This is a genomic window from Seinonella peptonophila (genome assembly GCF_900129355.1).
GTDB lineage: Bacteria > Bacillota > Bacilli > Thermoactinomycetales > Thermoactinomycetaceae > Seinonella > Seinonella peptonophila.
On the sequence record NZ_FQVL01000001.1, the window covers coordinates 527,384 to 539,701 of the forward strand.

A 12,318-nucleotide genomic window follows, 5' to 3' on the forward strand; every position below is an offset into this window, starting at 1 on the left:
CAAAATCATCTAGATTAATACTCTGCCAATGTACGTATCGCCCGTTCAATTTTCTCCGTATTTAACATAAATTCCCTTTCTAAAACCGCATTAAAAGGCATCGCTGGGACATCTGGTCCTGCTAAGCGCTGAATAGGTGCATCTAATTCATAAAATGCTTCTTCAGCGATCAAAGCAGCAATCTCCCCACCAAAACCACCTGTCTTACTATCTTCATGAATGATGATCACTTTTCCCGTTTTGGCAACCGCTTCTAAGATAGCTTCACGATCAAGCGGAACTAACGTTCGTAAATCTAGAATATGTACTGAAATACCATCCCGAATCAACTCTTCTGCCACCTGCATGGTATGATGAACCATTAATCCATATGTGATCACAGTCACATCTGTACCTTCACGCTTTACAGCAGCTTGCCCAAGAGGAACCGTATACTCTTCTTCTGGAACTTCATCTTTGATCAGACGATAACATCGTTTATGCTCTAAGAAGAGAACAGGGTCCTCATCACGAATTGAGGATTTTAATAAACCTTTCACATCATATGGAGTAGAAGGCGCCACAATTTTTAAGCCTGGTACACTCGCAAACAATGCTTCTATACTTTGTGAATGATAAAGAGCGCCATGTATTCCTCCTCCATAAGGAGCGCGGATCACTAAAGGGCATGTAAAATCATTATTAGAACGGTAGCGCATTTTTGCTGCTTCACTCACAATTTGGTTAAATGCCGGCAAAATAAAGTCGGCAAATTGCATTTCAGCGACAGGTCTTAATCCATATGCGGCTACACCCACTCCAACACCTGCAATTGCCGATTCTGTTAATGGAGTATCTAGCACACGATCAGGACCAAATCGCTCATATAAACCCATTGTTGCTCGAAAAACACCTCCTCGCACTCCAACATCTTCACCTAATACAAATACACGAGAATCGCGTTCCATCTCTTCACGTAATGCTTCAGTGATTGCTTCAATATATGAAATGACAGCCATCTCTATCTCCCCTCATCTGTTGCATAGATATATCGATACAGATCGGAAGGATCGGGATCAGGTGCCTGCTCTGCATATTCTGTCGCTTCATTAATCTCTTTTGTAATTCGGGCTATAACGCGATGTTCATAGTCATCGGATAGAAGCCCTTGCTCTACTAAGTAATTGCGAAACAACTGAATAGGGTCACGCTTTTTAGCTAGGTCGACTTCGTCCCGACTACGGTAACTTGAATCATCGTCATCACTCGAATGAGGCTGTAATCGATAAGTCACTGCTTCAATCAATGTCGGCCCTTCTCCGCGTCGAGCCCGATCTACAGCTTCCTTCATCGCCTGATAGACTGCAAATACATCTGTGCCATCCACAGTCACTCCTGGAAAACCATATCCGTTCGCTCTTGCTGCAATACTCTCTCCGGCCACTTGTTTTCTAAGCGGGACAGAAATTGCATATTTGTTATTTTCTACCATAAAGATAACAGGCAACCGATGAACACCAGCAAAATTACATGCTTCATGAAAGTCTCCTTGATTAGCGGAACCTTCTCCACAAGAAGTAAAAACGACGTGATCACTACCTGTCAGGCGACCTCCATAGGCAATACCTACTGCATGAAGCACTTGGGTTCCGACAGGGGAAGAGCCACTTAATATTCGAAAACGACGGTCACCGAAGTGTCCTGGCATCTGACGACCACCACTATTTGGGTCCTCTTTACGCGCAAATGCAAACAAGAGTTGATCACGACAAGTTTGTCCAAGAGCTAACATTAAACCTAGATCGCGATAATATGGACATACCCAGTCTTTCTCGTGATTAAGTGTATATGCAACGCCCATATGAATTGCTTCATGACCTTGGCAAGAGATTGCGAACGGGATGCTACCTGCACGATTGAGAAGCCACATACGATCATCTAATTTTCGAGTCATCAACATGTAACGATACATTTCCAATACTTGTTCATCCGTTAAACCAAGCGATATATGCATCTGTCTCTCCTTCCTAACCTTTGTAGTTAATCGCTCCGCTCACTTCCTGAAACACCTCTGCTAGAGTCGGGTGCGCATAGATAGCTTGACCCATTTCCCAACTAGCTGCATCAAAAACCTGAGCTAAACCAGCAGTTGCGATCAGCTCGGTTACTTGTGAACCTATCATGTGGATGCCCAAAATATCCTCATTTTCTCTGTTTACAACTAATTTGACCCATCCATCTGTTTCACCTGAAACAACCGCTTTGGCAATCTGTTTCATCGGAACAATCGCATGTTGAATTTGATACCCTTGCTCCATTGCATCATCTTCTGTAAGACCGATACTTGCTACTTCAGGTCGACTATATGTGCACCGTGGGATCAATTCTGTAGCAAGTGGAGAAACAACTTTCCCTGCCATATGTTCTACTGCGATCACGCCTTCTCTTGAAGCAACATGTGCTAACTGATAGCCGCCAATGACATCACCAATCGCATAAATATGTTTTTCTTTAGTCTGCATAAAGTCATTTACTTCAATATATCCTTGACTGTATTGGATGGCTGTATTTTTCAATCCAATTCCTTCTACATTTGCCTGACGTCCAATCGAGATTAATACTCTTTCAACCTCAACTACATATTCTTGGTTACCTGTTGAGATTGGAACATAAATACGATTCGCTTCACGTTCAATTCGATCTGCCAAAATCTTAGCATTCGTATAAATTTGCACTCCACGCTGTCGGAGAATACGTTCCATTTCACGACTGATCAGTCGATCTTCTTGGGGCAAAATTCGCTCCATTGTTTCAACAATCGTTACCTGAACACCAAAATCCTGAAGAAGCGAGGCCCATTCAACACCAATTACGCCCCCGCCAACAATTAAGATTGAGCGAGGAAGCTCAGTTAATTCAAGAATTTGATCAGAGGAAAGTATCATATCACCATCAAATGGTAACTCATCCCATTCACGCGGTCTTGAACCAGTTGCTATGATCACTTGTTGAGGAATAAGAATAACCGGTTCTCTTTCCTCAGAAGTGACTGAAATCGTTCCTGAGAGAGGTGAAAAAATAGAAGGACCTAAAATCCTACCGGTCCCCTGAAAGCAATCAATTTGGTGATGCGAAAACAACTGTTCAATGCCCTGCTGCAATCGCTCGACAACCGTCACCTTCCGCTGCTGAATTTTTTCCCAATCAAGAATTAACTGTTCAGCATAAACCCCATATTCGTGACTCGACTTCATCTGAGCATAGAGTGAAGCGCTCTTTAAAAGTGTCTTTGTCGGAATACAACCTTTATGCAAGCAAACTCCACCCAATTTTTCTTTTTCAACAACAGCAACTTTCATTCCTTGTTGTGCAGCATGAATAGCAGCTACATAGCCACCAGGCCCTGCACCTAGCACAACAAGATCATAATGTTCGGCCATTCTCCTACTCCACCGCAACTTTCTACTTTAGATTGATCACCGTCGATCAAAGGATAGGACACTCCGTTCCTGCTGGAGATATGTACTTTTCACGCGTCCTAAAGCTTGAATCCGTTGTTCAGCTAAACGATCAGCAGCAATCGAACTTGGAATTTGTTCCTGCTCAGCAATTTGAAATACCCTACTGATATTATCATAAATTCGTTCAATTTTCTGCATGACTCGAGTTCGATTATACCCATACAACTCATCAGCTACATGTATCAAGCCACCAGCATTAATCACATAATCAGGTGCATAAAATATTCCCTTTTTCATCAATATTTCGCCATGTATCTCATCTTGTAATTGATTGTTGGCTGCACCTGCAATCACTTTACATTTCAATCGATCAATCGTTTGGTCATTGACCACAGCTCCCAGTGCATTTGGGGAAAATATATCACAATCAACATCATAAATATGATCGGGGGGTACAGCTTCTACTCCCCAATTTTCAATCATACGATCAACATGGGGTTGATAGATGTCAGTTACAATGATATGCGCTCCTTCTTGATGTAAATATTGACAAAGAGCATAGGCGACACTTCCAGCACCTTGAACTGCAATCACTCGATCCCTTAAAGAATCATCACCAAAAGCAAACTTGGCAGCAGCTTTCATCCCTTTATATACGCCATATCCTGTCATTGGAGAAGGAGTTCCTCCTGAACCAAATACTGGAGAAACGCCTGTAACATAACGTGTTTCCATTAGAATATGGTCCATGTCTTCTTCTGTTGTTCCTACATCTTCTGCGGTTATATATCGTCCATTTAGACTTTGAATATACCGCCCATATGCCCGAAATAGAGCTTCACTTTTGTCCTTTTTGGGATCTCCAATGATAACTCCTTTTCCGCCTCCTACCTGTAAACCAGCGATAGCAGCTTTATATGTCATACCACGAGCAAGCCGCAATGCATCCTCAATCGCATCTTCTTCAGTTGCATAAGTCCACATCCGTGTACCACCTAAAGCGGGACCTAATGTAGTATCATGAATAGCAATAACTGCTCGCAATCCTGCATCTCGATCTTGACAAAATACAACTTGTTCATAATTATATCTCTCTAAATAATCAAAAATAGACATCTAACTCCTCCTAATTCCTTAAAAACCCACTTTTAACCTTACCCTATCACCAACAGTGGATGGAAACAATCCCTTTTCGCTCATGACTGGAACATTTCCCATAACTTGTGTAGGATAAAAGAGAAGTTATTGAAAGGGGTAGCCTTGTGAAACCAATCTACCAACGAATCTTTGCTATTCTTCTGCTATGCCTTCCTGCTGTAATAGGGATTTATGGTTGGAAAATACTTCGTGACGCCGTCTTCGACCTTTTTGCTGGTCAACCCGTTAGTTGGTTAAAAATTGGCGGCGGTAGCTTATGTTTATTATTCGCTTTATATGTGATTGGAGGCTTTATTTTCTATCGTGACAAAAAAAGAAATAAAATCGATCCTCGGCTACTAAAAAATAAATAAGTCCACTCATTCTTGAGCCTAACTCCACATAAGATAGAGTGTGATGATCCCTTAGAGGGGAATGATGGTAGATGACGAAAAAGCGGCGAATCCGTGAAAAACAGAAACATCAACCACCGAAACCTCACTATGCGCTACAGGCAAATCGATTCAATCAGTTGATCATCGCACCTTTAGTCAAGGAATATAACCGGCTTATGTCTGCTGGACTTTATGATGAAGCCATTCAAGTTTATCAATCCATTTCATCAGCGAGAAAACAACAAAAAATTCTTCTACACAAAAAAGATAAATATCTGCACTCCAAATAACACATAAAAAAGAAGTTGATCAAAGTTTATTTGATATCAACTTCTTCCCTTTTTCTTTTTTTCTAATCCTAGTCAAATCAAAAATTCAGCGTTCTTTCCCTGATGATTACCTTCTTTTTTCATCAGATCCAACAAAACTGGGTCTGTATCAAACCAAACTTGATCCACTTCAGCAGGGAAATTGCGGAAGCTAAATAGAATCGGACTTTTTAACTTAGCAAACTCCTCAGGACGAAGCAAAGGAACACCTGTCTCGGAATAGCGTTTCGAAGCAAGATCACGTTTGTGTCCATCCGAAACGCTATAAACCGTTTGGTTACCGGACAACTCACTAAAGTACTTCTGCGTGTCTACATCAGTCGCGCCTAAAATTAGTTTATATCGACAGTTATCATTAATAATCTTCCGTCCATTTTGCTCATAAATTGCATCTAGCTGAGACATAGATTGAATAAAGATCATCATATGGACATTCCGGCTTCGCAACGTTGCAAGCGAGTTATTAAATTGTGGGATTTGACCTAATTGAGCGAACTCATCCATCAAAACAAGAACGGGAGGGTACTGACCTTCTTCACGTTGAGATAAATGATTGATTACTTGGCTAAAGATAATCGTCCAGATTTGTTTATACTGGTTTAACAAATGTTCTGGCACACTCAAATAGATTGTCGCACCTTCTTCTAAAGTCTCTGGTGTCCAATCGCATCTTGAGGTACTACGTTCAATACCTGGATCAGTAGCCAACATGACCAAATGTGAACGAAGTTCCCCGAGTACTCCTCCTAATGTTTTCTCAGGCAAATTCCCTACACCAGCTAAAACATTTACATTTGGATAAAAACTTTCTGTTAGCTCTTTAATCAGCTCAGCATCTGGCGTTGTCATTAAACGTTGAGCAACTTCTCGAAGTGTTTGTCCTCGATAGTACGCCTCAAGCAAGGCCGCACTAAAAATACCTTGTGCAGTTCGATTCCAGAAAGGATCACCAGCACTTTTTGGTTCAGGCATTAAGACCCGAGCCATTTCTTGGGCACCTTGACTATCTTTAATAAATTGAATGGGGTTATATTGTGCACAATTATCAAGAGTGGGATTAAAAGTATAGCTTTTACCGGGACGTAGATGTGCAGTCTTTTCTGAAAGCTCACCTTTAATATCGACACAGATGACTGCCCCTTCCCAACGCATCAGGGTTGGAATTGCCACACTTTTAGATTTACCCATACCAGATCCCCCGACGATCAGGATATGACCATCAATCGTTGGAGGTTTTTCAATCAGATTATTCTTCATTTTTCCTAGGACAATCCCTTTATTACCAACCAAACCAGATTTCTTCATCTCATTCAACTGTGAAAAACGCGATTTCCCAAATGTCCCCTTATCTTGACGATAATGCAAAATATATCCTGATCCGGTTAAAATAATCGAACCAATTAAGCAAAGTCCTACTAAAGTCATTGGTGCTAATTCGAAATAGTAGCCAATAAGAAATAAGAGAACAGCATTTATTAAAAAATGAATGATATAACTAAAATAGTTTGGAAACATATCCAGTAATATTTTAGCAAGTGATTGATTTAATTTGGCGGGTATCGTTACAATAAATCGAATAACCTCGCCATCTCCTTTTCCTGGAGAACTCATAAAACTTCCCCCCTATAACCAAGCTGTATCTGAGTAATATTGATGATTGTGTTATTTCATACTCTAGATTCTTATTTATCATTTTATATTGATGCACTAGGCAAATCAATCCATTCGATATAATGGAAATCGACTAATTTCATTGTTTATTTCTTTTAACGATCAAAGAACGATTCTACACAAAAAAAAGATCTCCATCTATAATTTATAGAAAGAGATCTTCTTGAATTAACCAACTTTATGTTCAATTCGTAGTTTATCAGCCACCATAGCGATAAACTCACTATTGGTTGGTTTCGCTTTTGTAACATTAATCGTGTATCCAAATAGATTCCGAATCGAATCCATATTCCCTCGACTCCAAGCCACTTCAATAGCATGACGAATCGCCCGTTCAACGCGGCTTGGTGTAGTATTAAATTTCTCAGCAATTCGAGGATAAAGAGTCTTTGTGATTGCACCTAATAAATCGACTTCCTTATAAACCATTGTAATCGCTTCACGCAAGTAGAGATAACCTTTAATATGGGCGGGGACACCAATTTCATGAATAACATTGGTAATATTGGCATCCAGATTATGATTTCTATGCAGAGGTGTAGTAATATTTGATTTTGTTTTAGAAACTCCTCCCCCCATCATTTGACGAATTCGATGGGTCAATACCTCCATATCAAATGGCTTTAGAATGTAATATGAAGCACCTAGTTCAACCGCACGCTGGGTGATACTTTCTTGGCCAAACGCCGTAAGCATAATGATCTTGGGCAATGGCTGAATCTGCAACTCTTGAATTTGTTCAAGGACTCCCAGCCCATCCAAATGTGGCATAATAATATCTAAGACCAAAACATCAGGAACTTCTTGTTTTAATAGCTCAATTACTTCACCACCGTTATATGCAACTCCGATCACTTCCATATCTTCTTGACTAGAGAGATGTTCTTTCAATAGCTCTGCGAACTCACGATTATCATCAGCCAAAATCACTCGATTCTTTTTCAAGATTAACCCTCCTATTCCGACCATTCATCATTCCTATTTTCTGTTTCGACATGTTTGTAAAACCTTCCTCCTGAAAGGGGTAATATTTCTAAAAATTACCTTAATTCACCTCCTCATCCCCCTTGAAACAGGAAAATGTTACTATATCACTCACCAATTGACATAAGACGAAAAATTGGAAATATTTATTTCCCTAGAATCTGTTTTCATTCCATTCTACACAGCTTTTATATTTTCCTGCTGATTTTTGAGCAATTTTCAAATGTAATAGCAAAGAAAAAACCAATGGTTCTCCAAAAGAACCAATGGTTTTCTTGATGATTCCTGCATCCTGTAACATCCACTCAATAAATGTACCATAACCCGAAGTCGGATCATTAACCAATACATGTGTTACTGCACCGACCAGCTTCCCATTTTGGATAATAGGACTCCCACTCATTCCTTGAACAATACCACCCGTTTTACGGATTAAACGAGGATCTGTTACTTTAATAATCATTCCTTTAGTGGCAGGAAACTTTTGTTTCATTACATGCATAATCTGAATCTTGTATTCTTCAACTCGCTGCCCTTCAACTACTGTTAAAATTTTGGCTGAACCTTCTTTAACTTGCTCAGCTAAAGCGATGGGAAGTGGATGGTTGTAGCCTTTTTTAGTGGGCATTTTTTCCATATTCCCAAAGACACCAAACGGTGTGTTTCTAGTAATATTACCTAAAACATGTTCCTCATCAAAAAAGATAGCACGCTTTTCTCCTGGTTCTCCTGATGCACCCTTACGAATTGAAGTAACATTTGACCGAACTACTCGACCTTCTCCTACTCGTAATGACTGACCAGTATCTACATCTGTAATCATATGACCAAGGGCACCATATTTCTTACGATGTGGATCAAAGAAAGTTAATGTCCCAACTCCAGCAGCTGAGTCACGTACATAAAGACCAATTCGGTAAATTTTCTCTTGTTGATCAAAATAAGGATGAAAAGAACAATGATATGGTTTCCCTTCACGTAAACCCTCAATTTGAATAGGATTACCTTTTTTACCTGCTTCTTCAATCAATTGTCCAAGTTGTTGTAAGTGACGAATTTCTTTCCCATTCATGCGAATAATATAGTCACCAACGCGAACTTGATCATTTTCCAACTGGGGTAGTGGATATTTTCCCACAACAAGAACACCTGCTGACTTTAACTTGACACCAATTGATTGCCCTCCTGGAATCACATGAATATCAGGCATTACACTAATACTACATTGTTTAATTGGTACAAGCCCAAACAGCTTAAAAATTAGTCTTGTATTCCCAATCGAGCGAGGTGCAATCACCATTCCACGCTGCATGGAAGAATTTTTCATGCGATGTGGAATCATCCCCAAATCAACAATCTGAGGGTTAGCAACAGCTGGCTCTGCTAAAAATGGTAAATGTATTGAAGCTTTCTGCATCAAGCGCATCTCCGATGGCAGTGATAGCCATTGTTTGAAGGGAGATGTCAAACTGAGCAAACCAATGAGAAGCACAAGGAGAAATCCAACTCTCTTTTTGCACATATGATTCAATCTGCACCACTCTCCCACACACTTCCCGTCTATACTTTCGCCATCTGTACCCATTAACATAACCTTGAGTTGGATTGATTATGTTACATAAAAGATTCCTTTTTTATGCGAAGAAAGGTCGGAAACATTAGCGGTTTCTTTATGCTTTACTTTTTGACAAGCTATTTTTGATTCGCTATTGTAAGTCAAGGCGATTCACATTCATAGTAAAGGAGTGACAAAGATTGCAGTGGAGAGGTGGCTTCTTTGTTTTTCTAGGAGCGGTTAGTTACGGTGTGTTATCCACTTTTGTAAAATTAGCATATCAAGCTGGTTTTACTGTAGATATCGTTGTCGGAACACAGATGATTGTAGCCACCTTACTATTATGGCTCATCAATTTAGGCTATTCATTAAATAGATCAAGCATAAAAAAAGCATCTCCATTTACTAGAAAACAACTTTTATTACTTCTACTAACAGGTTCCTTGACAGGACTAACTGGCCTTTTTTATTATTCCTCATTACAGTACGTAAATGCCTCATTTGCCATTTTGCTACTTTTTCAATTTAGTTGGATGGGGCTTCTTTATGAGGCAATATCCAGGAGACGCTGGCCTAATAAAGCAAAATTAATCTCGCTCATCATTTTACTTTCAGGAACTTTGCTTGCAACAGATGTATTAACAGGTGAAAAAAACCAATGGAATTGGATAGGGATCAGTTTTGGGTTACTTGCAGCCATCTCATATGCTGGATTTCTAATTTTAAGTGGGAAAGCGGCTGTTGAGATGAATCCGATCAGACGAAGTGCTTGGATGACTACTGGTGGTCTATTCCTTATATTACTTATCTATCCACCTACATATTTAATTCATGGAACAATTCATTATCAAATATGGATCTATGCCCTTCCTTTAGCTGTGTTTGGCCCTGTTCTTTCTACCATTTTGATTGCAAAAGGAGCACCATTGATTAGTCCCGGACTCACCTCTATCCTAGGGGCTGCTGAATTACCTTCTGCGATGGTCATGTCAACTTTGGTTCTTCATGAACAAGTAAACCAATTACAGTGGTTTGGCGTCATTTTAATTTTGCTGGGAATAGCGATTCCAGAACTTCTGCATAATAAAAAGGATCGTTACGAAGTGTAACGATCCTTTACTCTGTTTGCTAATGCAAGCATCTCTTCTGCATGTTTCATGGTTGTTGAAGTTACTTCAGCTCCGCCAAGCATTCGAGCAAGCTCCCGAATTCGTTCGACTCGTATTACGGGCTGGACAAATGTTCGGGTAAGTGTTCCATCTGTTTCCTTAAAAATGCGATAATGATGGTCTGCCATGCAGGCGACTTGTGGCAGATGTGTAACCGCAAAGATTTGATAATCATGAGCAAGCCTAGCCATTCGCTCAGCAATCGCTTGAGCCGCACGACCGCTCACCCCTGTATCGATCTCATCAAATACCAATATTTCTAGGTTTCCTCTATTTGAGAAGACTGATTTTAAAGCTAACATAATTCTAGATAATTCCCCACCAGAAGCGATCTTTGCCAGTGAACGAAGTGGTTCTCCAGGATTTGGCGAAATCTGAAAGACCACTTCATCTTGTCCTGATTCCTTAAATCGATCTTTACGCATGGTTTGAGGCAGGAAGGCAATATGAAATACGGTAGAACTCATCTGAAGAGCAGTCAACTCATTTTCAATGCGACTCTCTAACTCTGAAGCTGCTTTTTTTCTAAGGGCAGTTAACCGACCTGCGAAGTCTGCTAACGCTTCTTCACATTCGACTTGTTTTCGCTTTAATTCCTCTACTCGATCATCACGATGTTCCAACTTTTCCAAGTCAGCCGCAATTTTATTTCGATAATCAATGATTTCTTCAATTTCTTGTCCGTATTTTCTTCTTAACTGATGTAAATAGTGCAATCTTTCTTCAATATGATGATAACGTTCAGGATCAAATTCTAGTTGCTCTCGATAATCGCCTACCATACGTGCAACTTCTTCAAGTTGATAAAATGAAGATGAGATCATATCATACAATGACCCGACTGAATCATCAACCGTTGCCATCTCATCTAGCTGCACCAGTGCTTGACGCAATTGGTCTAGACCTTGTCCTTCTCCCATTAAACGTTCATATGCCAAAGATGCGCTTGACATCAACTTTTCCATATGAGCCAAACGGGATTGCTCTCGTTCCAACTGTTCCCAGTCTTGATCCATTAGCTGTGCTTGATCAATTTCCTGAATCTGATATTGGTAAAGATCTAATCGACGCGCCAATTCTTCGTTATCAAACATCAGCTGTTCAAGCTCTTGACAAACTTGGCGATATTGATGAAAGCACTCCTGATATTGCTCACGAATTTCAAGGATAGACTGACCCGCAAATTGATCCACTAACTCAAGTTGTTCGTCCATATGTAACAGTGACTGGTGTTCATGCTGGCCACATATATCGAGTAATCGTGATCCGATTTCCCGAAGCATTGTCACAGTAACCGTTTTACCATTTACACGACAAATACTTTTACCTTGAACCGTAATTTCTCTCCGTATAATGAGTAAGTCCTCTTCTTCTTCCCAGCCCCATTCTTTCATCCGAGACCACACTACATGATGGGTAGGCAACTCAAAAACTGCTTCAATGATCGCTTTACTGGCTCCATGTCTAATATAGTCAGTTGAAGCCCTTCCACCCATCACCAAAGCTAATGCATCGATCAAAATCGATTTTCCTGCTCCCGTTTCACCTGTCAAAACATGAAAACCAGTCGAAAATTCAATATGTAGTTTCTCGATAATGGCAAACTGCTGAATCGCTAATTCTGTGAGCATGGGTTAT

Annotated in this window: 11 protein-coding genes; 3 read left to right on the forward strand and 8 right to left on the reverse strand. The window is 40.2% G+C overall.

Annotated elements, in window-relative coordinates; all coding sequences use genetic code 11:
• Positions 1 to 14 precede the first annotated feature (14 nt).
• The 4 genes from BUB71_RS02560 to BUB71_RS02575 are packed head-to-tail and all read right to left on the reverse strand — an operon-like array spanning position 15 to position 4,556.
• Positions 15 to 998, reverse strand: coding sequence for an alpha-ketoacid dehydrogenase subunit beta (locus BUB71_RS02560; protein WP_073151471.1), 984 nt, complete (start codon positions 996 to 998; stop codon positions 15 to 17).
• 2 nt (positions 999 to 1,000) lie between these two features.
• A complete protein-coding gene (locus tag BUB71_RS02565; RefSeq protein ID WP_073151476.1) occupies positions 1,001 to 1,993 on the reverse strand; it encodes a thiamine pyrophosphate-dependent dehydrogenase E1 component subunit alpha in 993 nt (330 codons plus the stop codon).
• Between the two features lie 13 nt (positions 1,994 to 2,006).
• Positions 2,007 to 3,419, reverse strand: coding sequence for a dihydrolipoyl dehydrogenase (gene lpdA / locus BUB71_RS02570; RefSeq protein WP_073151479.1), 1,413 nt, complete (start codon positions 3,417 to 3,419; stop codon positions 2,007 to 2,009).
• A 36-nt stretch (positions 3,420 to 3,455) separates the two neighbouring features.
• The gene (locus BUB71_RS02575) at positions 3,456 to 4,556 is read right to left on the reverse strand and encodes a Leu/Phe/Val dehydrogenase (RefSeq protein WP_073151483.1); all 1,101 of its coding nucleotides are present in this window, start codon (positions 4,554 to 4,556) and stop codon (positions 3,456 to 3,458) included.
• 146 nt (positions 4,557 to 4,702) lie between these two features.
• Between BUB71_RS02575 and BUB71_RS02580 the strand changes: the two genes are divergently transcribed.
• Together BUB71_RS02580 and BUB71_RS02585 are read left to right on the forward strand one after the other, a co-directional pair.
• Complete coding sequence (locus BUB71_RS02580) at positions 4,703 to 4,951, forward strand: DUF2627 family protein (RefSeq protein WP_175552260.1); 249 nt, start codon at positions 4,703 to 4,705, stop codon at positions 4,949 to 4,951.
• A gap of 71 nt (positions 4,952 to 5,022) precedes the next feature.
• A complete protein-coding gene (locus BUB71_RS02585) occupies positions 5,023 to 5,262 on the forward strand; it encodes a hypothetical protein (protein ID WP_073151486.1) in 240 nt (79 codons plus the stop codon).
• Positions 5,263 to 5,334: 72 nt separating this feature from the next.
• Here BUB71_RS02585 and BUB71_RS02590 read toward each other — a convergent pair whose 3' ends face one another.
• The 3 genes from BUB71_RS02590 to spoIVB all read right to left on the reverse strand — a co-directional run bounded on the left by BUB71_RS02590 (position 5,335) and on the right by spoIVB (position 9,547).
• The gene (locus tag BUB71_RS02590; RefSeq protein ID WP_073151489.1) at positions 5,335 to 6,912 is read right to left on the reverse strand and encodes a type IV secretory system conjugative DNA transfer family protein; all 1,578 of its coding nucleotides are present in this window, start codon (positions 6,910 to 6,912) and stop codon (positions 5,335 to 5,337) included.
• A 228-nt stretch (positions 6,913 to 7,140) separates the two neighbouring features.
• Entirely contained in the window at positions 7,141 to 7,917 is a 777-nt protein-coding gene (spo0A, locus tag BUB71_RS02595) for a sporulation transcription factor Spo0A (RefSeq protein WP_073151493.1), read from the reverse strand.
• Between the two features lie 193 nt (positions 7,918 to 8,110).
• Entirely contained in the window at positions 8,111 to 9,547 is a 1,437-nt protein-coding gene (gene spoIVB, locus BUB71_RS02600; protein ID WP_422785121.1) for a SpoIVB peptidase, read from the reverse strand.
• A gap of 164 nt (positions 9,548 to 9,711) precedes the next feature.
• Here spoIVB and BUB71_RS02605 point away from each other — a divergent pair, with 164 nt between their 5' ends.
• On the forward strand, positions 9,712 to 10,620 hold the full coding sequence (locus BUB71_RS02605; RefSeq protein ID WP_073151499.1) for an EamA family transporter: 909 nt from the start codon (positions 9,712 to 9,714) through the stop codon (positions 10,618 to 10,620).
• Here BUB71_RS02605 and recN read toward each other — a convergent pair.
• Positions 10,608 to 12,311, reverse strand: coding sequence for a DNA repair protein RecN (recN, locus tag BUB71_RS02610; RefSeq protein WP_073151501.1), 1,704 nt, complete (start codon positions 12,309 to 12,311; stop codon positions 10,608 to 10,610). The two genes, BUB71_RS02605 and recN, sit on opposite strands and share 13 nt — an antisense overlap.
• Positions 12,312 to 12,318: the final 7 nt, after the last annotated feature.